The 22,019-nt window shown below is 58.1% G+C and carries 23 protein-coding genes and 1 pseudogene; 8 read left to right on the forward strand and 16 right to left on the reverse strand.

Features of this window, described 5'->3' with window-relative positions; all coding sequences use genetic code 11:
• Positions 1-124: 124 nt before the first annotated feature.
• Together AC3WMT_RS13600 and AC3WMT_RS13605 are read left to right on the forward strand one after the other, a co-directional pair.
• Positions 125-682, forward strand: coding sequence for a hypothetical protein (locus AC3WMT_RS13600; protein ID WP_103304014.1), 558 nt, complete (start codon positions 125-127; stop codon positions 680-682).
• 185 nt (positions 683-867) lie between these two features.
• Positions 868-1,290: a hypothetical protein gene (locus AC3WMT_RS13605; RefSeq protein ID WP_103304013.1), complete on the forward strand. Its 423-nt coding sequence runs from the start codon at positions 868-870 to the stop codon at positions 1,288-1,290.
• Between the two features lie 50 nt (positions 1,291-1,340).
• Here AC3WMT_RS13605 and AC3WMT_RS13610 read toward each other — a convergent pair whose 3' ends face one another.
• The 6 genes and pseudogenes from AC3WMT_RS13610 to AC3WMT_RS13635 all read right to left on the reverse strand — a co-directional run bounded on the left by AC3WMT_RS13610 (position 1,341) and on the right by AC3WMT_RS13635 (position 6,767).
• Positions 1,341-1,880: a methyl-accepting chemotaxis protein gene (locus tag AC3WMT_RS13610; RefSeq protein ID WP_224787096.1), complete on the reverse strand. Its 540-nt coding sequence runs from the start codon at positions 1,878-1,880 to the stop codon at positions 1,341-1,343.
• 3 nt (positions 1,881-1,883) lie between these two features.
• Positions 1,884-2,660 (reverse strand): annotated as a pseudogene (locus AC3WMT_RS13615) (PAS domain-containing protein); the annotation flags it as partial.
• Between the two features lie 578 nt (positions 2,661-3,238).
• Positions 3,239-4,252 carry an ABC transporter substrate-binding protein gene (locus AC3WMT_RS13620; protein ID WP_103304010.1) on the reverse strand — a complete coding sequence of 338 codons (1,014 nt, stop codon included), beginning with the start codon at positions 4,250-4,252 and terminating at the stop codon, positions 3,239-3,241.
• Positions 4,249-4,776, reverse strand: a complete 528-nt coding sequence (locus tag AC3WMT_RS13625) for a sigma-70 family RNA polymerase sigma factor (RefSeq protein ID WP_103304009.1) — start codon at positions 4,774-4,776, stop codon at positions 4,249-4,251. Before AC3WMT_RS13625 ends, AC3WMT_RS13620 begins: the two co-directional genes overlap by 4 nt.
• A 116-nt stretch (positions 4,777-4,892) precedes the next feature.
• Complete coding sequence (locus AC3WMT_RS13630; protein ID WP_103304008.1) at positions 4,893-5,684, reverse strand: phosphate/phosphite/phosphonate ABC transporter substrate-binding protein; 792 nt, start codon at positions 5,682-5,684, stop codon at positions 4,893-4,895.
• A gap of 141 nt (positions 5,685-5,825) precedes the next feature.
• Positions 5,826-6,767: a fatty acid desaturase gene (locus tag AC3WMT_RS13635; protein WP_103304007.1), complete on the reverse strand. Its 942-nt coding sequence runs from the start codon at positions 6,765-6,767 to the stop codon at positions 5,826-5,828.
• Between the two features lie 324 nt (positions 6,768-7,091).
• On the opposite strand from AC3WMT_RS13635, the gene AC3WMT_RS13640 reads away from it, so the two are divergent.
• Positions 7,092-7,508, forward strand: coding sequence for a GNAT family N-acetyltransferase (locus AC3WMT_RS13640; protein WP_103304006.1), 417 nt, complete (start codon positions 7,092-7,094; stop codon positions 7,506-7,508).
• 120 nt (positions 7,509-7,628) lie between these two features.
• Here AC3WMT_RS13640 and def read toward each other — a convergent pair whose 3' ends face one another.
• From def to AC3WMT_RS13655, 3 genes are all read right to left on the reverse strand, one after another.
• Positions 7,629-8,168, reverse strand: coding sequence for a peptide deformylase (gene def, locus AC3WMT_RS13645; RefSeq protein WP_103304005.1), 540 nt, complete (start codon positions 8,166-8,168; stop codon positions 7,629-7,631).
• Between the two features lie 2 nt (positions 8,169-8,170).
• The gene (locus AC3WMT_RS13650; RefSeq protein ID WP_103304004.1) at positions 8,171-9,121 is read right to left on the reverse strand and encodes a YihY/virulence factor BrkB family protein; all 951 of its coding nucleotides are present in this window, start codon (positions 9,119-9,121) and stop codon (positions 8,171-8,173) included.
• A gap of 165 nt (positions 9,122-9,286) precedes the next feature.
• On the reverse strand, positions 9,287-9,478 hold the full coding sequence (locus AC3WMT_RS13655; RefSeq protein WP_103304003.1) for a CsbD family protein: 192 nt from the start codon (positions 9,476-9,478) through the stop codon (positions 9,287-9,289).
• 198 nt (positions 9,479-9,676) lie between these two features.
• On the opposite strand from AC3WMT_RS13655, the gene AC3WMT_RS13660 reads away from it, so the two are divergent.
• The gene (locus AC3WMT_RS13660) at positions 9,677-10,054 is read left to right on the forward strand and encodes a hypothetical protein (protein WP_103304002.1); all 378 of its coding nucleotides are present in this window, start codon (positions 9,677-9,679) and stop codon (positions 10,052-10,054) included.
• Between the two features lie 255 nt (positions 10,055-10,309).
• Here AC3WMT_RS13660 and fadD1 read toward each other — a convergent pair whose 3' ends face one another.
• Positions 10,310-12,007 (reverse strand): long-chain-fatty-acid--CoA ligase FadD1, encoded by a 1,698-nt coding sequence (gene fadD1 / locus AC3WMT_RS13665; RefSeq protein ID WP_103304001.1) that lies wholly within the window; start codon positions 12,005-12,007, stop codon positions 10,310-10,312.
• 360 nt (positions 12,008-12,367) lie between these two features.
• The gene (gene fadD2, locus AC3WMT_RS13670) at positions 12,368-14,056 is read right to left on the reverse strand and encodes a long-chain-fatty-acid--CoA ligase FadD2 (protein WP_103304000.1); all 1,689 of its coding nucleotides are present in this window, start codon (positions 14,054-14,056) and stop codon (positions 12,368-12,370) included.
• Positions 14,057-14,295: 239 nt separating this feature from the next.
• Between fadD2 and AC3WMT_RS13675 the strand changes: the two genes are divergently transcribed.
• Both AC3WMT_RS13675 and AC3WMT_RS13680 read left to right on the forward strand, forming a co-directional pair.
• Positions 14,296-15,240 (forward strand): alpha/beta hydrolase, encoded by a 945-nt coding sequence (locus tag AC3WMT_RS13675; RefSeq protein ID WP_103303999.1) that lies wholly within the window; start codon positions 14,296-14,298, stop codon positions 15,238-15,240.
• A 42-nt stretch (positions 15,241-15,282) separates the two neighbouring features.
• The gene (locus tag AC3WMT_RS13680; RefSeq protein ID WP_003227420.1) at positions 15,283-15,753 is read left to right on the forward strand and encodes a MaoC family dehydratase; all 471 of its coding nucleotides are present in this window, start codon (positions 15,283-15,285) and stop codon (positions 15,751-15,753) included.
• A 216-nt stretch (positions 15,754-15,969) separates the two neighbouring features.
• Here AC3WMT_RS13680 and AC3WMT_RS13685 read toward each other — a convergent pair whose 3' ends face one another.
• Positions 15,970-16,437 (reverse strand): ferritin-like domain-containing protein, encoded by a 468-nt coding sequence (locus AC3WMT_RS13685; protein ID WP_103303998.1) that lies wholly within the window; start codon positions 16,435-16,437, stop codon positions 15,970-15,972.
• A 204-nt stretch (positions 16,438-16,641) separates the two neighbouring features.
• On the opposite strand from AC3WMT_RS13685, the gene AC3WMT_RS13690 reads away from it, so the two are divergent.
• Both AC3WMT_RS13690 and AC3WMT_RS13695 read left to right on the forward strand, forming a co-directional pair.
• Positions 16,642-16,878 (forward strand): DUF3820 family protein, encoded by a 237-nt coding sequence (locus AC3WMT_RS13690; RefSeq protein WP_003227425.1) that lies wholly within the window; start codon positions 16,642-16,644, stop codon positions 16,876-16,878.
• A 31-nt stretch (positions 16,879-16,909) separates the two neighbouring features.
• Positions 16,910-18,091 (forward strand): aminotransferase class V-fold PLP-dependent enzyme, encoded by a 1,182-nt coding sequence (locus AC3WMT_RS13695; protein ID WP_103303997.1) that lies wholly within the window; start codon positions 16,910-16,912, stop codon positions 18,089-18,091.
• Positions 18,092-18,096: 5 nt separating this feature from the next.
• On the opposite strand, the gene AC3WMT_RS13700 is transcribed toward AC3WMT_RS13695, so the two are convergent.
• The 4 genes from AC3WMT_RS13700 to zwf all read right to left on the reverse strand — a co-directional run bounded on the left by AC3WMT_RS13700 (position 18,097) and on the right by zwf (position 21,845).
• Positions 18,097-18,822 (reverse strand): intradiol ring-cleavage dioxygenase, encoded by a 726-nt coding sequence (locus AC3WMT_RS13700; protein ID WP_103303996.1) that lies wholly within the window; start codon positions 18,820-18,822, stop codon positions 18,097-18,099.
• 173 nt (positions 18,823-18,995) lie between these two features.
• On the reverse strand, positions 18,996-19,661 hold the full coding sequence (locus AC3WMT_RS13705) for a bifunctional 4-hydroxy-2-oxoglutarate aldolase/2-dehydro-3-deoxy-phosphogluconate aldolase (protein ID WP_007969324.1): 666 nt from the start codon (positions 19,659-19,661) through the stop codon (positions 18,996-18,998).
• Positions 19,662-19,678: 17 nt separating this feature from the next.
• Positions 19,679-20,392, reverse strand: coding sequence for a 6-phosphogluconolactonase (gene pgl / locus AC3WMT_RS13710; protein WP_103303995.1), 714 nt, complete (start codon positions 20,390-20,392; stop codon positions 19,679-19,681).
• The gene (gene zwf / locus AC3WMT_RS13715; protein WP_103303994.1) at positions 20,379-21,845 is read right to left on the reverse strand and encodes a glucose-6-phosphate dehydrogenase; all 1,467 of its coding nucleotides are present in this window, start codon (positions 21,843-21,845) and stop codon (positions 20,379-20,381) included. Before zwf ends, pgl begins: the two co-directional genes overlap by 14 nt.
• Positions 21,846-22,019 lie beyond the last annotated feature (174 nt).

Consider the following 22,019-nt stretch of genomic DNA (forward strand, 5'->3'; position numbering starts at 1 on the left):
GCAACGGCTGACCGCTTTTCATCGCCGGTTTGTTGACCAACCTGTTGAAATACAAGCACTTGCGGGACGGGCACGTTAATTGCTGCTGTACGGCAGTCAGCAATTACCTACAGGTCAATTCATCATGTTGGTCAGCGCCAAACATCAGCAAATCATCCACCTGCCCAAGCAGCTGAATGACGACGCCACCTCCGCCGCCGCAGCCGGTCTGCAAGGTGGCCTGCACGGTGCCATGCTGCAGACGTTGCAAAACCAGACGCAGGCGCAAGCCACCGACGCGACCGCCAAGGTCCAGGATTCGGCCACGCAGATTGCTACTCAGCAAGTTGCCGAAGCGACGCGCATCAGCGACAACGTCGACGAAGCGTTCGCCAAGACCCGCGTCAACCTGCAAGCCACCGATATCTCCGACGCGACCAAAGCCACTCCTTCGGCTACCGACGAGTTCAAGGACTACATGAGCAAGTCGCCGGAACAGCGTCTGCGCGACAACATCCTCCGGGATCTGGGCATTACCGAAGAAGACATCCAGAACATGCCGCCAGAGAAACAACTGGCTATCGGCAAGGAGATCGCCGAGCGCATGCAGGACAAGATGAAGTTGGCGCAGTCCGAGAAAGAAAACGTCAATGACGTGAAGGACAGCGACAAGTTGGCGGACAAGTTTCTCGCCGCGCTTTGATCGCTACGTGTTTGATAAAAAAGTCCTGAAAGGGACTTTTTTTGTTTTCAGCAGGTAGACCACTCGTCGCATAAACCCCGCCACCTGTAATTTCTGACAGTAGACGTTCTGGGTGAACCGAGTAAACATCGACCTGCCATCCGGCTGGGGGCAATGCCCTCGATTAAAGACAAGGAAGACAGGTCATGAGCGAAAAAACCAAAGCCAGTGGGCGCTTCAATTTGAGAGCGCGAGAAAACGGTGGCGAAGAGATTGTGGTGCCAACCAAGATACATAGCGTGGAATTATCTTCGAACTCTCTGACACTGCGAGGATGGAACTACGATGATCCCAGCGAGTTGCCTTGGGGATGCCGGATTGACATACGCGGTCCAATCAAGGTTGGTAAATATGCTATGGAACCGGGCCACTCGTTTTATAACCCAAGAAACGCAGCTGAATCCTGGATGGCTACGGAAGGCGAATTTACGTTAGACGAAGTGGATTTCGAAAAAACCTTTATTAAAGGCAGCTTCCGGTTCACCGCCGTACCTACTGAAAGCCCTGGGTTGCGTGGAGATATCCACGGGACTTTTTCACTGCAGGAATACACTAAGCCTGTTGTTTAAATTGTCAGCCCACAGCCCCGCGCATTGGCGGGGCTGTGCTTATATCTTCATCAGTTTAGTTGCAGCGTCTCATTGAACTGGCTGATCGCATCGACCACATGCCGTGACCCCTGCTGAATCTCCAGAATCACCTCCCCCGCCTCGTTCGCCAGTTCCACCCCGAGCCCGGTGCGACTCAGGCTCGATTGCATGCTCGACACCGCGCTCAGTGACAGATCATGGTTCTTGCGCACCACTTCGACAATTTCCAGCGTCGCCTGGCTGGTACGGGCTGCGAGGCTGCGCACCTCATCCGCCACTACCGCGAATCCACGCCCATGCTCACCGGCTCGAGCCGCTTCGATGGCGGCATTCAGCGCCAGCAGATTGGTCTGATCGGCGATGCCGCGAATGGTCTGGACGATGGTGCCGATGATGTCCGACTGTTTGCTGACCGCATCGATGCTGACCGCGGCTTCGTTGAGGTCGCGGGAAATGTCCTGAATGATCTGCACGGTTTGCTGCACGACCTGTGAGCCTTTTTGCGCGCAGGCGTCGTTTTGTACCGAAGTGCTGTGGGCCGATTCCGCGGCGTTTTGCAGCGTGGTCATTTGATGGGTGATGTCGCTGGCGAACTTCACCACTTTGTACAGCCGGCCTTTCGCATCGAACAGCGGGTTATACGACGCTTCCAGGTAAACCATCTGCCCGGACTTGTTCTTGCGCTCGAAACGGTGCGAGTGATATTCGCCGCGATTGAGCGAGGCCCAGAAGGCCTTGTATTGCGCTGACTCGGCCTCGGCGCGATGGCAAAACAGGCTGTGGTGATGGCCGACGACTTCGTTGAGCGAATACTGCATGGTTTTCAGAAAGTTTTCGTTGGCGCTGATCACATTGCCTTCCGGGGTGAACTCGATCACCGCCATCGAGCGACCGATGGCCGCCAGCATGCTTTCTTCTTCATGTTCCTTGTTGATCCGCGCGGTAATGTCCGACGCCACTTTGATCACACTTCGGACTTGCTTGTCCGGGCCATACACCGGCATGTAGCTGGCTTCGAGCCAGACTTCCTTGCCGCTTTTGTTCAAGCGCAGGAAAGTCCCACTGATCGGCTCGCCCCGAGCGAGATCGCGCCACAACTTGGCGTACTCCTCGCTGCGATAGAAGACTTCCTCGCAAAAGATCCGGTGATGCTTGCCGCGCACTTCTTCAGCGCTGTAGCCCATGGTTTTGCAGAAGTTCTCGTTGGCATCCAGAACGATGCCTTCGGGGGTGAACTCGATCATTGCCATCGAACGGCTGATCGCGGCCAACTTGGCGTTGGCCTCAGTCAGCGCACAACTGAATCGCTCGATTTCCTGCAGGTCAGCCTTGTGATGTAGGTTGAACATGGTTGTATCACCTTCAGCGCGGTCTTTTGATTTGATGAAAGTTCAGGTCTTTCAGAATCCACCACTACGTTCCACAGAACAGGCACACGCATTCCTCCACGGGAGGAAGTTGTCAGGTGATAAATGATGATCAATCGGAGAGTCCATGCAGCGACGCTCTAATCAAGACATCCTTCTCTTGATAGCCCGCTCGCGGGCCAGCCCTAACGTGTTGAAGAACTTCCATTTAAATGATGCTCCTTGTTGGTTCAGTGTCGGTGCCTCGTATTGCGCACTCTGGCAGCATGAATCACGGGCTAACGCTGTACGCGCTGCATGTTTGGCATGACGGTCGACATAGTTAGTTATGTGTGAGCATAGACAGCGCAAAGCCTTGCGCAAGGCCACTAGTCGGCCAGTATCTGGCACTTTTTGCACAAGAATCGGTTCAGCGCGGGGAGGTTTTGGCGAGGCGGACACAATCGCTGGCAAGCCAGCTCCCACAGGGTTCTGCGCTATTTCAAATAGTGCAATTTCTGTGGGAGCTGGCTTGCCAGCGAAGAGGCCATTACAAACACTACAAAAACAACAGAAATGACTTACAGACTTCCACTCACCTTGTCAGCTACGTCACCCGGCACCCATGGCTTCCAGACTTGCGGCTGATCACGCAAAAACGCCTCTGCCACCACGCGTGGTTGCTGGCGTTTTTCACTCATCCCGGCCAGCGTCTGGTTGAGCAGATCAATCGGCAAATCGACCTTTTCAAAAAACTTCACCAGTTCCGGATACTGCGCCTTGAACGGTGCTGATACGCCAATCGCCAGGCTCGCCGGCATCGAGCGCGTGCCTTTCGGATTCGGGTTGTTCGCATCGGCCAGAGTCTTCCAGGCTTCGGCATCGAACGGCGGCTCTTCAAGCTTCACCAGTTTGAAACGACCCAACAGTGGCGTCGGCGACCAGTAGTAGAACAGCACCGGTTTGCCGCGCTTGATCGACGACGCCACTTCGGCATCCAGCGCCGCGCCGGAGCCGGTGCGGAAATTGACGAAGCTGTCGTTCAGGGCATAGGCCTTGAGCTTCTGGCTGTTGACGATCTCCGAAGTCCAACCGGTCGGGCTGTTGAGGAAGCGCCCACGGCTCGGGTCTTCCGGGTCGCGGAACACGTCTTTATAGCGCGGCAGGTCCGCCACTGATTTCAGCTCCGGCGCCAATGGCTTGATCCCGCGCTCGGGGTCGCCCTTGATCACGTACTCCGGCACCCACCAGCCTTCAGTGGCGCCTTTGACTGTGTCACCGAGACCAAAGACTTTGCCCTCATTGGCCGCCTTGACCCACGCCGGACTGCGCCCGGCCCATTCCTCGCCGATCACCTGAATATCGTTTTTCGCCAGCGCTGCTTCCAGACTGACGGTGCTGCCCGGCAGCGTATCCGTCGAGTAGCCGTAGCCTTTCTCGACAATCAGGCGCAGCACTTCGGTGATGAAGCTGCCGCTTTCCCAAGTGATGTCACCGAAGTGAATCGGTGCGGTTTGCTCCGCCGCAGAAACGGCGCCGACGCTCAGGCTCAGTGCCAGCAGCGAACCGCCGAGCAGGGTTTTGATCGATCTCATGCAGACCTCTTGTCTTGTAGGAATTGATTGGCACTGTGGCGCTCGCACAGCGCCTGGGAACGGGTCATGTACACGCTGACCGAACGCTGCGAGATGCCCAGTTCGGCGGCGATTTGCGGGTAGGTCAGGCCATCGATGCGTGCGAGCAGAAAGGTCGAGCGGACTTTGCCCGGCAACCGTTGCAGGCTGTGATCGAGGCGGCTGAGGGTTTGGGTCAATTGCGCGATGTCTTCCGGCGAGGCGGCGTAATCCACATCGATCTGCTGCTGGTGACGGCGCTCCAGGTCGGCGCGGCGCCAGCGTTGATATAACAGGCGTTGGGCGACGGTGGTGAGCAACGCGCGAGGTTCACGGATCGCGGTCAGGCTGGGGGCTTCGAGCAGTTGCGCAAAGGTTTCGGCGGCGATGTCCTCAACGCTGGCTGCGTCATGCAGATGCCGGCGCAGGTAGCTGCAGAGCCAGTGATAGTGGGCACGGAACAGCTTTTCGAGTTGCTGGCGGTGAGACAGATCGGCGCCGGACATAAGGGCTCCTTGGTGAAGGGTCGCTGAATGTCCGGTGTTCCGGTGGCGCGATCGTAGCAAGGCGCCTTATGCATTAATAATATTTAAATCTTATTTTTATATTCATTTTTGATCTTTCAGCGTAAGCGGCCGTAACCCAAATCTTCAGCCTCACGCTGATAATCGAGAATCACCCGATAGTCGCTTTCAGTGGCCGACAGCACTTCAACCAGCCCCAATGTCTGTGCGACGTCGGGAAGCTCACGCAGTGATTGATTCATCATTCGGCGCAACTGCTCGCCTTGCTCATCCGTGGCATTGGCAACGGTAATGAACGGCAGCGTCGGGCTGAAGGCACTGCGCGCCACCAGCCGTAATCCGCTGACCTCCTCGGGTGCGCACTGTGCAAGACAGGCGTAGGTCACGCTGTCGATGGCGGCCAGATCGGCAAGATTTTCGCGCAACCAGCGAAGACTCTCGCGGTGTCCGCCGCTGACGCCGACCGAGGCGAAAAACTGGCCGTTCTGCTGCAACGGCGCCAGGCGTTGGCGCAACAGGTTCATGCCGCTGTTGGAATCCTCGCTGTTGATCACTCCGCGACTGTTGCGAAAGTCCGCGAGGATTTTGCGCGGGTCATCGGCGCGGCAGAGGATCAGGCTGCAATGGTTGCCGGCGCTGGCGTCGGGGAGTTCGTAACGAGGACGGCCGACGATTCGGACCTTGCCGCGTAGCGCCGTCATCAAGGGATAACCGCAGGTTTGGGTCAGCAGCAAATCCGGCGAAAGCCATAGTTCCGGCAGCGACAGGTTTTCCGCGTTCAGACGAATCACGCCCAGGTGTTCGAGGATGCGCGCAATCCAGCGCTCGTTCGCTGCACGGATGGGCTCAGGCGCGATATACATCAGAAGCTCTATGTGGTGTTGGGTCATCCCCATCCTTCCCTACCCATAAATAACCCTGTGGGGGCGGGCTTGCCTGCGAAGAGGCCAGCACCTCCAACATCATTGTTTTCAGACAGATCGCCTTCGCGGGCACGCCCGCTCCCACAGGGTTTAGCGGTGGCCGTGCGGTCAGTGAAACGGATGCTGCGGACTGTCGATCGGCTTGAAACCATGCCGCCGCCACAACTGCCCATACCCTCGCACCAGAAACCCGCCACTGCGCGCCAGCCATTGCTCACGGCGCATCCGGTATGCCTGCGGCAAGTCATACCACGCCAGCCCCGGCAGGTCGTGATGCACCAGATGAAAATTCAGATTCAGAAACAGCCAGCGCCACGGCCATGCGGCTTCGTTGAGCACCGTGCGTTGCTCAGGTTGCGCGTGCGGACGATGTTCATAGTAGGAGCGGATCATTGCAATCGACAGCGCCGGCACACTGATCAGCAGCAGGTAATGCCATACCGGCAAGGCGCTGTAGCGGGCGATGAACCACAGCATCAATAACGTGAACGCGCCGTGAGTCAGCCACATCAGCCACGCTTGGCGCTCGCCGTTCTTCAGCCGTTGCAGTTCCTCACTCGCCAGCGCCAAGAGCCCCAGCGGCGCACCAATCACGAATCGACCGAGGACGGTTTTGTTCAGCCAATGCAGGCCGCGCGCAAACAACGAACTGCCCTGCCAGCCCGCCGCCGTCAGGTAACGACTTTCCGGATCGACACCGGGAACGGTCAGGTCTTCATCGCGGTGATGCAACAAATGACTGTCGCGATACAGCGTGTACGGATACCACACCGCAAACGGCGCATAACCGAGGACTTTGTTGACGAAGGTCGAGCGGGTCGGATGCCCGTGGAGCAGTTCATGTTGAACCGACAACCACAGCACCAGCAGCGGAACCAGCAGCACGGTGCTCCAGCCACGACCGAGCCAATCGCTGTTGAGGACGATGGCGAACCAGGCGCCATACACGCCGATCAGCAACAGCCAGGTCGGCCACTCGGTGCGCGCAGTGAAGCGTTGGCGCAGGGTGTCGATTTGCTCGCGATGGGCGGCGTCGAAGTAATGGGGCATGGCGTTGCTCGGAACGGGAATCTTGCCCTTCTGTGCAACGACGTCGATGAATCCTGCAGATTATTTTCGGGTTCAGGCGGGAGCCCGAGAACCGGGCTCCTGATGGGTGCGATCAATGGCCGAAAATGTCGACTTTCTTGGCTTTTTTCTCCGCACGTTTTTCAATGGCGGTCTTGGCCGGTTTTTTCTTGTCGGCTTTCTTGGAATTCAAACCTTTGGACATGATGGGTACTCCACTCACAGGGCTGTAGGCTCAGGTATACACCTATCCCGAGGCGTGCGTTCTTTTATAATCGACGCTTTGCCCACCGACAGTCCGATCCCATGCCCGATACCCAATACAGCCTGCTCGACGAGTCTCTCTGGCCGTTGATGAACAAGTTTTACCGCAGCCATCAATCCTCGATGAAAGCCGTGCGCGATGCACACTTGTGGGTGGCCCGGCGTGGCGACATTGTCGCGGCGTTGTGTTTGCGGCCGGTGGCGGGCGGGCAATGGTTGACGGGGTTGTTTGTTGATCCGGCGTGTCGTGAACAGGGGCTTGCCGCACAGTTGATCGCTGCGGCGCTGCAGGATGTAACGGAGCCAGTGTGGCTGTTCTGTCATCCGGATTTGCGCGGGTTTTATGAGCGGCGCGGGTTCACGGTCGACCCGGCCCTGCCGCAGGCGATGGCGGAGCGATTGAGCCGGTATGCGCGGAGCAAGCCGATGATCGCGATGGAGCGCAAACCTTCAATCTGATGCAAAACCCTGTAGGAGTGAGCTTGCTCGCGATAGCAGTGTGTCAGTGACATTTTCGGTGACTGACAGACCGCTATCGCGAGCAGGCTCACTCCTACAAAGGGAATGTGTTGGCCTGGGTTAATCGTCGGCGGTTGGATCGAGGTCGGGGAACATCACTTCGGTGAAGCCGAACTTGCTGAAGTCGGTGATGCGCGACGGGTATAACCGGCCGATCAAATGATCGCATTCGTGCTGCACAACGCGCGCGTGGAAACCCGAAGCCACCCGCACAATCGGCTGGCCCTTCGGATCAAACCCTTCATAGCGAATCTGCTGATAACGCTCCACCGCACCACGCAAACCCGGCACCGACAGGCAGCCCTCAAAGCCCTCTTCCATCAACGGATTCAACGGTGTGATCAATGGGTTGATCAGGATCGTCTGCGGCACAGCCTCGGCATCCGGATAACGTTCGCTGTGCTCGAAACCGAAGATCACCAGTTGCAGGTCGACACCGATCTGCGGTGCGGCCAGGCCGACGCCGCCGACGCTTTCCATGGTCTGGAACATGTCGTCGATCAGTTGCCACAACTCGGGGCTGTCGAACATTTCCGGCGGGACGGGCGGAGCGATACGCAGCAGGCGTTCATCGCCCATTTTGAGGATTTCACGGATCATGATCAGACTTCGTCAGTGTCCGGCTTGAGCGAGTGATCGCGGCCCAGGCCCGAGACGTGTTGTTTGGGATGTTCGTCCAGTTCGCCGGGGACTTTCTCGCCCTCGTCCTTGCCTTCGCTGGACATGTGCTCGATCACCGCATTCATCTCCGCACCGAGCAACAACACCGCCGCGGAAATGTAGAAATACAGCAACAGCACGATGATCGCGCCGATGCTGCCATACATCGCGTTGTAGTTGGCGAAGGTTTTCACGTAGAACGCGAAACCCAACGAAGCGATGATCCACACCACCACGGCCAATACCGAACCCGGCGTGATGAAACGGAATTCCTGTTTGACGTCGGGCATCACGTAATAGATCAGGGCCACGGCGACCATCATCAAAATCACGATCACCGGCCAGCGCGCGATGGTCCAGACAGTGACGATGACTTCTTCCAGGCCAACCTGCGCGGCAATCCAGCCCATCACCTGCGGCCCGAGCACCATCAGTGCAGCAGCCACCAGCAGCATGCCGGCGATGCCGACAGTGTAGAAAATCGACAGCGGAAAACGCTTCCAGACCGGCCGGCCTTCGACCACGTCATAAGCGGCGTTCATCGCGCTCATCATCAGCCGCACGCCCGCTGAAGCGGTGTACAAGGCGATAACGATACCGACCGAGAGCAAGCCGCCCTTGGACTGCTGCAACTGGTCGATCACCGGGTTGACCTGCTCCAGCGCTTGCGGCGGCAACACCAGTTCCGATTGCAGGCGCAGCCAGGAGAAGAAATCCGGCAGGTGCAGAAAACCGATCAGGGCAATCAGAAACAGGATGAACGGGAACAGCGAGAACAGCATCTGGTAGGCCAGTGCCGATGCATAAGTCGACATCTCGTCGTCGACGAATTCAGTGACCGTGCGCACCATCACCCGGTGCAGGGGCAGACCTTTCATGTCCGGAAATATCATTCGCGTCTCCTTTCGCCGCAATACAGGTTGAAGTCGTGGCGACTCAGGGGCCGTTTTTTACCTCACGGTAGCCTACTTGGCGACCCTTGGTGGGGTCAGCGCAGGCTTTTGACACAAAAACGGCCATCCTTGGATGGCCGCTTCGCTGTTTCGTTCAAGACGCGATTACGCCTTGTCGACGGTTTTCTTCACAGCGTCTTTGGCTTTGCCGACAGCTTGCTGGGCTTCGCCTTTTTTCTCTTGAATCTTGCCTTCGGTTTGCAGCTTGGGGTTGTCGGTGGCTTTACCGACGCCTTGCTTGACGTTGCCGACAGCTTCGTTGGCCATGCCTTTTACTTTATCGCCTGTGCTACTCATGGTGTTTCTCCTTGGTGCAATTAGGGGGAAAAGTCAGTACGTAATGATTGACCGGCCGGGTTTGCGCGGAGTTTCATTTATTTTTCGGTGCTTCTTTTCGTCGCTCTGCGCAGGTTGGGCTTTATGTTTACCCGCCCAGCCCCGAGAATGCGCACCTATGGGCGCCGTGCGCCAAAGATCAGATCCCGCAGGAATGTTATGAAACTCGATAAAAAGCAGGCCATTGCCCGTAGAAACCAGGAACTGGGCGGCGCTGTGCTCGGCTCCAACAACTGCCACTTCGCCGAACTCAACCGTAACCGCAATATCTGGTGGTTCGACCTGCCGGTGTCGCGCCTGGCCGTTGGTCAGTACGAGTGGATTCACCTGCTGATGCACACCCCGGCGACCGACGAACTGCTGCACCTGAAAGTGCCGACGGTGTTTCTGCGTGAAAAGCTCGAAGGTCTGGTGATTCGCAACGAGGGCAAGCGCAAAGCGGCGTTGAGCCTGGAGTTGAGTGCGGACAAGGATTCTTACTTGCAGGACATGCGTCCGGCAGGTACCAACGTGAATTTCGCGCCGTTTCGCCAGTAAGATTTGGGGGACGCCCTTTTCCCTCACCCTAGCCCTCTCCCAGAGGGAGAGGGGACCGACCGAGGTTTCTGGGCAAGGTACGCCGACCTGAAATATCGAGTTGAACTCAGGCTCTGAACAGCATGAAGATCTACTCCCTTTCCCCCTCTCCCATTGGGAGAGGGCTGGGGTGAGGGGCTGGTTTAACCACACAACAGATATCTAAAACCCTGCTGCCCACCAACAAAAAGCCCCGCATCGGCGGGGCTTTTTGTTTTATGCGGCGTTCTTCGCCTTGATCTTCTTCAGCTCTTCGTCACGCAATTCGCGACGCAGGATCTTGCCGACGTTGGTGGTCGGCAGCGCATCGCGAAACTCCACCGAACGCGGCACCTTGTAGCCGGTGACGTTGGCGCGCATGTGCTCCATCACCGTTTCCTTGGTCAGGGTCACGCCCGGCTTGGCGACGATGAAGATCTTGATCGCCTCACCCGACTTCTCGTCCGGCACACCAATCGCGGCACACTGCAACACGCCCGGCAGAGTCGCCAGCACGTCTTCCAGTTCGTTCGGGTAGACGTTGAAACCGGAGACCAGAATCATGTCTTTCTTGCGATCGACAATGCGCATGTAGCCGTCCGGCTGGATCAGCGCGATGTCGCCGGTTTTCAGCCAGCCTTCGCTGTCGAGCATTTCATCAGTGGCTTCCTGACGCTGCCAGTAGCCCTTCATCACTTGCGGGCCCTTGACGCACAGCTCACCGATTTCGCCCAGCGGCTGCTCGACACCGTTATCGTCGATGACTTTGCACAGGGTCGATGGCACCGGAATGCCGATGGTGCCGATCTGGATGTTCTGGATCGGGTTGACCGTGGCCACCGGGCTGGTTTCGGTCATGCCGTAACCTTCGCAGATCGGGCAACCGGTCACGGCTTTCCAGCGCTCGGCGGCAGCCAGTTGCAGGGCCATACCGCCGGACAGGGTGACTTTCAGCGCGGAGAAATCCAGCTTGCGGAAACCTTCGTTGTTGCACAGCGCCACGAACAGCGTGTTGAGGCCGACGAAACCGCTGAACTTCCACTTCGACAGTTCCTTGACCATCGCCGGCAGGTCGCGCGGGTTGCTGATCAGGATGTTGTGGTTGCCGATCAACATCATCGCCATGCAATGAAAGGTGAACGCATAGATGTGGTACAGCGGCAGCGGCGTGATCAGGATCTCGCAACCTTCATTGAGGTTGGAGCCCATCAGCGCCTTGCACTGCAGCATGTTGGCGACGAGGTTGCGGTGGGTCAGCATCGCACCTTTGGCCACGCCGGTGGTGCCGCCGGTGTATTGCAGCACGGCAACATCACCGCTGTCCGGGTTGGCTTCGGCCACTGGCTGGCCCTGGCCCTTGCTCAGCACGTCGTTGAACTTGACGGCTTTGGGCAAGTGATAGGCCGGGACCATTTTCTTCACGTACTTGATGACGCTGTTGATCAGCAGGCGCTTGATCGGCGGCAGCAGGTCGGCGACTTCGGTGACGATAACGTGCTTGACGCCGGTTTTCGGCACCACGGTTTCGGCCAGGTGCGCCATGTTCGCCAGGCACACCAGCGCTTTTGCACCGGAGTCGTTGAATTGGTGTTCCATTTCCCGCGCGGTATACAGCGGGTTGGTGTTGACCACGATCAGCCCGGCGCGGATCGCACCGAAGACGGCTACCGGGTACTGCAGAACGTTGGGCAATTGCACGGCGATTCGATCACCGGGCTGCAAATCGGTATGCTGTTGCAGATACGCGGCAAACGCACCGGACAATTCATACAATTCACCGTAGGTGATTGTCTTGCCCAGGTTGCTGAAAGCCGGTTTGTTGGCGAAGCGTTGGCAGGATTGCTTCAACACTGCCTGAATGTTCGGATACTCGTCTGGATTGATGTCGGCAGCAATTCCAGCCGGGTATTTATCCTTCCAAAAGTCTTCGATCATGGAAGCCCACTCCTCAGCAACGCGAATTCTTCACCGCATTTGATGCGATTATTATTGGTGTGTGTTTTGTATTGGTGAATCTGGCTTTTACATAGGCCGAGAAGTCACAAAGCGCGCCGAGAGTAGCAGCTTTGCCGAGGGTCGACTAGAGCCAAAAGCGGCCCCTACAGTCACATTGATGACTCAAGACTTTCTGGCAGTCATTTTAGAGCAAAAATCCTATATCACCTTGAAAGTCCCGGATTTCGGGGGCTTTCCTGTCAAAAGCATCGCGGGCAAGCCCGCTCCCACAAGGTCTGCATAGATCCCCGTGGGAGCGTGGCTTGCCCGCGATCCGCGCAAAGCGCGGCCATTCACCGATCAGGCGATATCGCGCAACTCACGCCGCAGAATTTTCCCTACAGGCGTCATCGGCAACGACTCACGCAACACAATGTGCTTGGGTACTTTGTACGCGGTGAAATTCTCTTTGCAGTAAGCCTTCAACTCTTCAAGGCTCACACCGGTTTCCCGCGCCACCACAAACAGCTTCACCGCCTCCCCCGAACGTTCGTCCGGCACACCGATCACCGCGCAGTTGGCGACTTTCGGGTGGGCCATCACCACGTCTTCGATTTCGTTGGGGTACACGTTGAAACCGGAGACGATGATCATGTCCTTCTTGCGATCGACGATGCGCACGAAGCCGTCCGGATCGATCACCGCAATGTCGCCGGACTTGAACCAGCCCTCGGCATCCAGCACTTCGGCCGTGGCTTCAGGCTTTTGCCAGTAGCCTTTCATGATCTGCGGGCCTTTGATGCACAACTCGCCACGCTCGCCCAGCGCTTGTTCGACGCCGTCATCGTTGATCACTTTCAACAGCGTGCCCGGCACCGGTAAACCGACGGTGCCCAGACGTGACTGGTCGCCGTACGGGTTGGTGCAGGCCACCGGTGAGGTTTCGGTCAGGCCGTAGCCTTCGGTGATGCGGCAACCAGTGAGCTGCTCCCAGCGCTCGGCCGTGGCTTTCACCAACGCGGTGCCACCAGAGTTGGTGAGTTTCAGGCTGGAGAAATCCAGGGTCTTGAAATCCGGGTGTTCCATCAGCGCGACGAACAGGGTGTTGAGCCCCAGCAGCGCCGAAAACTTCCAGTTCTTCAGTTCCTTGATGAACCCGGCGATGTCCCGCGGGTTGGTGATCAGCACGTTGTGATTGCCGGACACCATCATGCACATGCAATTCGCGGTGAACGCATAGATGTGATAGAGCGGCAGCGGCGCGATCATCACTTCCTGGCCTTCACGCAGCAGCGGCTGCCCATCCGGCCCCAGTTGCGCGAGACAGGCGCGCACTTGCTGCATGTTCGCCACCAGGTTGCCGTGGGTCAGCATCGCGCCTTTAGCCAGGCCCGTGGTGCCGCCGGTGTATTGCAGCACGGCGATATCGTCGAGGCTGACCTTCAGCGGCTTGATCCCCAAGCCGCGGCCCATGCGCAATGCGCTTTTGAAGGAGATCGCCTGCGGCAGCGAATACGCCGGGACCATTTTTTTCACTTTGCTGACCACGGTGTTGACCAGCCAGCCTTTGGCGGTTGGCATCAGGTCGCCCATCTTCGCTTCGATCAGGTATTGAATGTCGGTGTCGGCCAGCACTTCCTGGACTTTCTGGCCGAACATGTTCAGGTACACCAGCGCCCGCGCGCCGGAATCCTTGAACTGGTGGCGCATCTCCCGCGCGGTATACAGCGGGTTGGTGTTGACCACGATCAGCCCGGCGCGCAAGGCGCCGAACACGGCAATCGGGTAATGCAGAACGTTGGGCATCTGCACCGCGATGCGATCCCCCGGCACCAGATCGGTATGTGTTTGCAGGTAACCGGCGAAAGCGGCGCTCTGGCGTTCGAGTTCGGCATAAGTCAGGGTCACGCCCATGTTGCTGAAGGCCGGGCGGTCCGCGAACTTCTTGCAGGAACGCTCAAACACCTCGATCACCGACTTGAACTCGCCCATGTCGATGTCCAGCGGTACGCCGGCCGGGCGTTTGTCATTCCAGAAATCAGGTTGCATTGTTCTTGTCCTCTTTACCTGAGCCGATCCGGGGCCGCGTTTCTGTCATTTCTCTTTCGTCCATTGAAAACAGAAAGCAAAAAGCGGAGCTTCACGGACACTAGCAGTTATGGCCAATCAGGCAAATAAGGGCACAGCCGTCATTGATCGTGTGAATCTTCCTGCCGTGGCGTGGGCTGATCGGACGGCGATCAACAGATGCGCTATACAATGCTTCGACTCTGAGCAAAGGAATCGCCATGATCCACGACACCCTATGGCTGGACGCGAGTGACCGCAGCCGCCTCTTCGTCAATCAGTGGCTGCCGGCCGCGCCATTGAAAGCGGTGATTTTGCTGGCCCATGGCATGGCGGAACACAGCGGTCGTTACGCACGGCTCGCCGACACGTTTTGCGACAAAGGCTATGGCGTATACGCGCCGGATCTGCGTGGACATGGCAAAACTGCCGATCACGGCACGCTCGGGCATTTCGCCGATGACGACGGCTGGTGCAAAGTGCTGGGTGACCTGGCCAGCCTCAACCAATACATCGGCCAGCAACATCCCGGCGTCCCGATCATTCTGCTCGGGCACAGCATGGGCAGTTACCTTGCCCAGGGCTATTTACTGCACCACAGCGCCAGCCTGCACGGCGCGATTCTCAGTGGTTCGAACTTTCAACCGGTGGCGCTCTATGGCGCCGCACGGCAGATCGCTCGCGTGGAAAAGCTGCGTCAGGGTGGCAAGGGTCGCAGCGCGTTGATCGAGTGGTTGTCGTTCGGCTCGTTCAACAACAAATTCAAACCGGTGCGCACGCCGTTCGACTGGCTCAGCCGCGATCCGGGCGAGGTAGACAAGTACGCCAGCGATCCGCTGTGCGGCTTTCGCTGCACCAATCAGCTGTGGATCGATTTGCTCGGCGGCTTGCAGCAAATCAGCAAAGCGTCCAATCTCGCCCAGATCGACCCGGGCCTGCCGCTGCTGGTAATCGGCGGCGAATGTGATCCGGTGAGTGAAGGCAAGCGTCTGACTGATCTGGCCAATGCCTTGCGCACGGCCGGCAGCCAAAACCTGCAACTGCAGATCTACCCGCAGGCGCGGCACGAATTGTTCAACGAAACCAACCGCGACGAAGTGATCGCCGATGTGCTGACCTGGATCGACCAGGCCCTGAGCCATCCCCGCCCTCACCGCAGCGAATAACTTTTTGTGGATTCATTTAATCCGTCACAGGAATCAAGACCGATGACCCAGGTTACCAACATCCCTTACGAAGCCCTCGAAGTCGGCCAGACCGCCAGCTACAGCAAGACCGTCGAAGAGCGCGATATCCAGTTGTTCGCCGCAATGTCCGGCGACCACAATCCGGTGCACCTGGACGCCGAATTCGCCGCCGCCAGCATGTTCAAGGAGCGTATCGCTCACGGCATGTTCAGCGGTGCGCTGATCAGTGCGGCGGTGGCGTGCGAGTTGCCTGGGCCGGGCACTATTTATATCGGTCAGCAGATGAGCTTTCAGAAGCCAGTGAAGATCGGTGACACGCTGACAGTGCGCCTGGAAATTCTCGAGAAGCTGCCGAAGTTTCGTGTGCGAATTGCCACTCGTGTGTTCAACCAGCGTGATGAACTGGTGGTGGATGGCGAGGCCGAGATTCTGGCGCCGCGCAAGCAGCAGACCGTGACATTGCCGACGTTGCCGGCGATCAGCATTGGCTGATTGATTTGTGGGGTGAGGGGGAAAGGGAGCCGATCTTCGTGCTTTTCAAAACCTGAGTTCACCTCAGATCGCTCAAGTCGGTGTATCTCCAACATCCACCTCGGTCAGTCCCCTCTCCCTCCGGGAGAGGGCCAGGGTGAGGGGCTTCTGCTTCTGCTTTCCCGGACACATAAAAAAACGCCAGACTAGCTGGCGTTTTTTGTGGGCTACGAACGCTTACGAGCGAGCGCGAGCCTGGTTACGCAGGGCTTTCACCTGATCGTGGTTGCGTTGTACGCCGTGGTACTGACGTTCAACCAGATCACGAATACCCACCAGGTTGTGCTTGGAAATTTTCTCAAGCGCTTCTTTGTAAGCCTTCAGCGCATGGTCTTCACCGCGCTCGGCTTCGTTGAGCACCGCTTCTTCGTCTTTGCCGGTAAACATGGCTTTGACGTCGACCCAGCGACGGTGCAGGTCACCGCTGACGCTGGTGGAAGTTTCCGGATCGCCGCCCAGTTTGCGAACTTCCGCTTGCAGTTCAGCAGCGGCAGTGGCGCAGTCGGCAGAGCGAGTCACGAACAGGGTTTTCAGTTCAGGATGCTTGATGTCTTCAGCGCAAGTCTTGAACCCTTCCTGACCGTCCTTGCTGGTTTCAATCAGGTCATTGAGTACAGAGATGGCTTCTTTGTTTACGTCGGTCATTTTTCAATTCCTTGCGATCGGTTGAAGATGCAAGGGATATTGCAGAGTGCGTGCCAGCTTTTTCGCTGATAGTAAATCCTTATTTATCAATGATTTATAGATAATTGAACTATCTGTATCACGGTTATTTGCATGATCTGTCATTTGGCCTGCATGCAGAATGCCTGTATTTTCCAGTTTGATTTTGAATCCAGACGAGACCCGATGAATCCCGAAAAACTCGAACTGCTGATCACCCGTGAAATGCCCTTCGGCAAATACAAGGGCCGGATCATTGCCGACCTGCCGGGGCCTTACTTGAACTGGTTCGCCCGTGAAGGTTTTCCCCACGGCGAACTCGGTGGCTTGTTGGCATTGATGCAGGAGATCGACCACAACGGCCTGTCCGATTTGCTCGAACCGCTACGCGCCAAACACGGCAAACCTGCCCCGCGCCACTGAAGCGCCCTCCTCTATTTGAGCCCTGTCGATCATGCCCGATAACACCCGCCGCGCCCGAGACGAAGCCTTCTGGCGAACGTTCGCTGATCGTTATGACGCTCACCCCGGCCCCGTGAACCTGGAAAACGGTTACTTCGGGCGCATGTCGCGCACGGTGATCGAGGAGTACCAACGCAACATCGAGCTGATCAACAACAGCAACTCGGTGTATGTGCGCCAACGCTTCGAGCAGCACGATAACCTCGACATCCGCGCGCAACTGGCCGAGTTGATTGGCGTGCGTGCGCAGAGCGTTGCCTTCACCCGCAATGCCACTGAAGGCCTGCAATCGTTGATCCGTAACTACAACCGCCTGCAACCGGGCGATCAGGTGCTGATCAGCGACCTCGAATACGACACGGTCAAAGGCGCCATGCGCTGGCTGGCCAGACATCGCGGTGTCGAGGTGATCGAGATCGCTCACACGCATCCGGCCAGTTTCGACAGTCTGCTGGAGACGTATCGCGAGACTTTTGTCCGTCATCCCCAGCTCAAGCTGATGGCGCTGACCCATGTGACCCACCGCACCGGTCTGGTGATGCCGGTGCAGGCAATTGCGGCAATGGCCAAGGAACATGGCGTCGATATCATCCTCGACGGCGCACACGCCCTCGGTCAGTTGGAATTCGACCTCGAAGCCATGGGCATCGCGTTCGCCGGCTATAACCTGCACAAATGGATCGGCGCACCGCTGACCCTGGGCTTTCTTTATATCGCCCCGCAACGCCTGGCCGACATTGATCCGGACATGGGCGAGATGCACTACCCGAGCAATGACATCCGGGCTCGCACGTCCTACAGCACCCCCAATATTCCGGCGCTGATGAGCCTGCCGCTGGTGTTCGAGGAGCACCGATCACTGGGTGGGGCGGCGGCCAAAGGTGCGCGGCTCAACTACCTGCGCAATCTGTGGGTCAGCGCCGTACGGCACTTGCCGGGCATCGAGGTGATGACTCCGGACGACGCGCGTCTGTACTGCGGCATCACCGCGATGCGCTTCACTCGCCACGACGACCAACAGGTGATGGCCGAGCGGCTACTGAAAGACCATAACCTGTTCACCGTGGTGCGCACCGGTGCAGCGTGCGGGCCGTGTATCCGTATTACCCCGGGACTGACCACCACCGCCACCGATATGCAGTTACTGACCCGCGCGCTGAACGAGCTGCGCTGAGACGGTTAGACAGTGTACTTGTCGAAGTCCTCGGGTTTGATCTGCGACGACGCCGCAAAGGTGTCGATGCCGATGGTCAGATGGCCGAAGTAGCCGTCCTCGTGCGAGTCACGGCCGATCGGCCAGACCGTCAGGATTGATGCTTCACCGTTCTGCCCGGCATAGAGGCTGTCTTCGATGTTTTGCAGCGGAGATGAAGCGCGCCCGCGATAGGCTTGTGCGTTGAGCACGGAACGTGAAACCACCTCGGGAAAGAACAATTGGCCGACCCAGGCGACGTTGCGTTCTTCCAGGTATTCGTTGCCGGCAACGATGCGCACCGCCACATGGATGTGCAGCGCGCGGCCGGCGTAGAAGCCGGGATAGATGGTGGTAAACCGCGCTCGCCCCTTGTGATCGCAGAACTGGCTGCCACGCAGGTAAGTGTCATCGTCCGTGCGCGGGATCGAACCGATCGCGTCAACATCGACCTCGGTGTCCGGGTTGAGCCGGCTCCAGCCGGAGTAGGCGCCTCGTGCATTGCAATGCCAGATGTCCACCAGAGCGCCGTTGACGGGCTCGCCGGTCATCGCATCGACAATGGTCAGGCGCAGGATCAGCGGCAAGCCTTCAGCGCCTTCGCTGATGTTGCGACGCAAGAGTTTGGGATTGCGAAAATACGGCCCGGCAATTTGTTCGGGGGCCAATTGATAAACCGGTTGTGGCGATGAGGCGGAGAAGTCTCGATCCATGACACGTGCTCTCTTCCATAAGAAGCACGCAGATTAGCGCCGGAAAAAACCGCTTGTGCGGTAACTATGTATCGCGGGATGTATTCGCCACTTTTTTCGGGGCAAAAAAAAACGGTGCACCGACCAAGCGCACCGTAAAGCCGTAGAACACACAACGAAGTGTAAGGTTGCTATCAGTCCAGCAGCGCCAATGCCTCGGCGGTGCATTCCTGAATACGGGCCCAGTCGCCGTTCTTGATCCACTCAGGATCAAGCATCCAGCTACCGCCCACGCACATGACGTTTTTCAGCGCCATGTAGCTCTTGATGTTGGCCGGGCCGACGCCGCCGGTCGGGCAGAATTTCACTTCACCGAACGGGCCGCCAAGGGCTTTGATTGCCGCCACGCCACCGCTGACTTCAGCCGGGAACAGTTTGAAACGACGATAGCCCAGACCATAGCCTTCCATGATGCCGGAGGCGTTGCTGATACCCGGCAACAGCGGAATCGGGCTGTCGACACTGGCTTCGAGCAAGTCGCGGGTGATGCCCGGGGTGACGATGAATTGCGAACCCGCCGCCTCAGCCGCTGCGAGCATGTTGCGATCGAGCACGGTGCCGGCACCGGTGACCAGTTCCGGACGCTGCTCGCGCAGGATCTGGATCGCCTTGAGGCCGAACTGCGAACGCAGGGTCACTTCCAGCGCGGTCAGGCCACCGGCAGCGAGGGCGTCGGCCAGTGGCAGCACGTCCTGTTCGCGAGCGATGGTGATCACCGGCAGGATCCGCGCCTTGGCGCAGAGGCTGTCGATCAGGGCAACTTTGTCCGCCATGGAAACGGTCGGGGATGGGGTTGTCATAGCGGCTGTTCCTTGGCTCATGGGCACCAGTAAATCTCTAACGTAGGTTGCAGAAACGCGCGAACCGGCATGGCCGCGACGTCGTCGGATGCCAGTGCGGCATTCAGGGTGGTCAGTTTTGATTGACCGGAAATCGACAGAATCTTGTGCTTCGCCGACGCCAACAACGCACGGCTCATGGTCAGGCGCTGACGCGGCACGCTCGGCGCGAGCATCGGCCAGCAACGGCGCGTGCCGTCAGCTTGCAGCGCTTCGGCCAGGTTCGGGCTGTCGGGGAACAGCGACGCGGTGTGACCGTCATCGCCCATGCCCAGCACCAGGACGTCAATCGGCGGCAACTCGGCGAGCAAACGGTCGGCCTGTTCAGCAGCCTGCTCGACGTTGGCCGCCGCGCTATAAAGGCTGAGAAACTGCGCCTTGGCTGCCGGACCTTTGAGCAGATATTGCTTGAGCAAGCCGGCATTGCTGTCGGTGTGTTCAACCGGTACCCAGCGTTCGTCGGCGAGGGTGATGACGACCTTCGACCAATCCAGTTCCTGCTTGGCCAAGTGCTGGAAAAACGCCACCGGACTGCGACCGCCGGACACCACCAGCACGGCGTTGCCGCGTGCAGTAATGGCCTCGCTCAATTGCTTGGCCACATTCAGCGCCAGACCTTCAGCCAACAGCACCGGGCTCTTGAATTCGTGAGCATTCACGCCCGCAGGCAGTTTCACATCAGATATCGCCATACCACGACCTCCCGTCCCGCGTGATCAATGCAATGGAGCTCATCGGCCCCCACGAACCGGCCGCGTACGGCTTGGGCGCGTCACCGGATTTTTTCCACCCGGCGATCAGCTGGTCACACCACTTCCACGCGGCTTCGATTTCATCTTTACGGACAAACAGGTTCTGATTGCCGTTCATCACTTCCAGCAACAACCGCTCGTAGGCATCGGGGATCCGCGCGCTACGCCAGGTGTCGGAGAAATTCAGTTGCAGCGGCCCGCTGCGCAGTTGCATGCCTTTGTCCAGGCCCTGCTCTTTGGTCATCACACGCAGCGAAATACCTTCGTCCGGTTGCAGGCGGATGATCAGTTTGTTGCTGATCTGCAGGCGCTGCTCGGGGGCGAAGATGTAGTGCGACGGTTCTTTGAAGTGGATGACGATCTGCGACAGTTTCTGCGGCATGCGCTTGCCAGTGCGCAGGTAGAACGGCACGCCGGCCCAGCGCCAGTTGCGGATGTCGGCACGCAAGGCGACGAAGGTTTCGGTGTCGCTCTGGGTGTTGGAATTCGGTTCTTCGAGGTAACCCGGTACGGATTTGCCTTCGCTGTGGCCGGCGATGTACTGGCCGCGCACAACCTGAGTGGTCAGGCCTTCCGGGCTGATCGGTGCCAGCGCCTTGAGCACTTTTACCTTTTCGTCACGGATGCTGTCGGCGGACAGGTCGGCCGGCGGGTCCATGGCGATCAGGCAGAGCAACTGCAACAGGTGATTCTGGATCATGTCGCGCAGTTGGCCGGCCTTGTCGAAGTAACCCCAACGGCCCTCGATGCCAACCTTCTCGGCCACGGTGATTTCCACGTGGGAGATGTAATTCTGGTTCCACTGGGTTTCGAACAGGCTGTTGGCGAAACGCAGGGCAATCAGGTTCTGAACGGTTTCTTTGCCCAGGTAGTGGTCGATGCGGTAAGTGCGGTTCTCCGGGAAGAACTGCGCCACGGCGTCATTCACTTTGCGCGAGGATTCCAGATCGGAGCCGATCGGTTTTTCCAGGACCACGCGGGTGTTTTCTGCCAGACCGACTTTCGCCAGGTTTTCGCAGATCGCGCCGTACACCGCTGCCGGCGTGGCGAAGTAAGCAATCATGCGTTGCGCGCTGCCGGCCAGTTCGGCCAGCGCGACGTAATCTTCAGCCTTGAGGAAGTCGACGTGCAGATAAGTCAGGCGCGCGAGAAAACGCTCGGCGACGGCTTCGTCCAGTTCCTTGCCGACGTAACGGCGCAGTTCGGCGGCGATGAACGCCATGTGCTGCTGCTCGCTGCCTTCTTCACGGGCCAACGCGATGATGCGCGTGTCCTCGTGCAACAGGTCGGCGCCATCGAGGTGATAAAGGGCAGGAAACAGCTTGCGCAGGGCCAGATCGCCAAGCGCGCCGAACAAGGCAAAGGTGCACGGTTCAACCGTAATCGAAGGCATGATGTTTGTTCTTTTATCAAGTTAAGCTACAAATACCTTTTTTCAAGGCATCACTCAAGGGAAAATGTAGTAATAACCACAACATTTTCGCAAAATACAGATTCCGAGTGGTGGTCGGTCGGAGCCATCAGTAGGATAGGCCACCGTCACGGGCCATATCAAAGGCCCAATTTG

Source organism: Pseudomonas sp. FW305-7 (assembly GCF_058786735.1).

Bases quoted from the DNA above. Each gene is read 5' to 3' on its own strand.
- AC3WMT_RS13600 (WP_103304014.1), top strand. From the start codon at position 125: ATGTTGGTCAGCGCCAAACATCAGCAAATCATCCACCTGCCCAAGCAG.
- AC3WMT_RS13605 (WP_103304013.1), top strand. From the start codon at position 868: ATGAGCGAAAAAACCAAAGCCAGTGGGCGCTTCAATTTGAGAGCGCGA.
- AC3WMT_RS13610 (WP_224787096.1), bottom strand. From the start codon at position 1,880: ATGACCACGCTGCAAAACGCCGCGGAATCGGCCCACAGCACTTCGGTA.
- AC3WMT_RS13620 (WP_103304010.1), bottom strand. From the start codon at position 4,252: ATGAGATCGATCAAAACCCTGCTCGGCGGTTCGCTGCTGGCACTGAGC.
- AC3WMT_RS13625 (WP_103304009.1), bottom strand. From the start codon at position 4,776: ATGTCCGGCGCCGATCTGTCTCACCGCCAGCAACTCGAAAAGCTGTTC.
- AC3WMT_RS13630 (WP_103304008.1), bottom strand. From the start codon at position 5,684: ATGACCCAACACCACATAGAGCTTCTGATGTATATCGCGCCTGAGCCC.
- AC3WMT_RS13635 (WP_103304007.1), bottom strand. From the start codon at position 6,767: ATGCCCCATTACTTCGACGCCGCCCATCGCGAGCAAATCGACACCCTG.
- AC3WMT_RS13640 (WP_103304006.1), top strand. From the start codon at position 7,092: ATGCCCGATACCCAATACAGCCTGCTCGACGAGTCTCTCTGGCCGTTG.
- def (WP_103304005.1), bottom strand. From the start codon at position 8,168: ATGATCCGTGAAATCCTCAAAATGGGCGATGAACGCCTGCTGCGTATC.
- AC3WMT_RS13650 (WP_103304004.1), bottom strand. From the start codon at position 9,121: ATGATATTTCCGGACATGAAAGGTCTGCCCCTGCACCGGGTGATGGTG.
- AC3WMT_RS13655 (WP_103304003.1), bottom strand. From the start codon at position 9,478: ATGAGTAGCACAGGCGATAAAGTAAAAGGCATGGCCAACGAAGCTGTC.
- AC3WMT_RS13660 (WP_103304002.1), top strand. From the start codon at position 9,677: ATGAAACTCGATAAAAAGCAGGCCATTGCCCGTAGAAACCAGGAACTG.
- fadD1 (WP_103304001.1), bottom strand. From the start codon at position 12,007: ATGATCGAAGACTTTTGGAAGGATAAATACCCGGCTGGAATTGCTGCC.
- fadD2 (WP_103304000.1), bottom strand. From the start codon at position 14,056: ATGCAACCTGATTTCTGGAATGACAAACGCCCGGCCGGCGTACCGCTG.
- AC3WMT_RS13675 (WP_103303999.1), top strand. From the start codon at position 14,296: ATGATCCACGACACCCTATGGCTGGACGCGAGTGACCGCAGCCGCCTC.
- AC3WMT_RS13680 (WP_003227420.1), top strand. From the start codon at position 15,283: ATGACCCAGGTTACCAACATCCCTTACGAAGCCCTCGAAGTCGGCCAG.
- AC3WMT_RS13685 (WP_103303998.1), bottom strand. From the start codon at position 16,437: ATGACCGACGTAAACAAAGAAGCCATCTCTGTACTCAATGACCTGATT.
- AC3WMT_RS13690 (WP_003227425.1), top strand. From the start codon at position 16,642: ATGAATCCCGAAAAACTCGAACTGCTGATCACCCGTGAAATGCCCTTC.
- AC3WMT_RS13695 (WP_103303997.1), top strand. From the start codon at position 16,910: ATGCCCGATAACACCCGCCGCGCCCGAGACGAAGCCTTCTGGCGAACG.
- AC3WMT_RS13700 (WP_103303996.1), bottom strand. From the start codon at position 18,822: ATGGATCGAGACTTCTCCGCCTCATCGCCACAACCGGTTTATCAATTG.
- AC3WMT_RS13705 (WP_007969324.1), bottom strand. From the start codon at position 19,661: ATGACAACCCCATCCCCGACCGTTTCCATGGCGGACAAAGTTGCCCTG.
- pgl (WP_103303995.1), bottom strand. From the start codon at position 20,392: ATGGCGATATCTGATGTGAAACTGCCTGCGGGCGTGAATGCTCACGAA.
- zwf (WP_103303994.1), bottom strand. From the start codon at position 21,845: ATGCCTTCGATTACGGTTGAACCGTGCACCTTTGCCTTGTTCGGCGCG.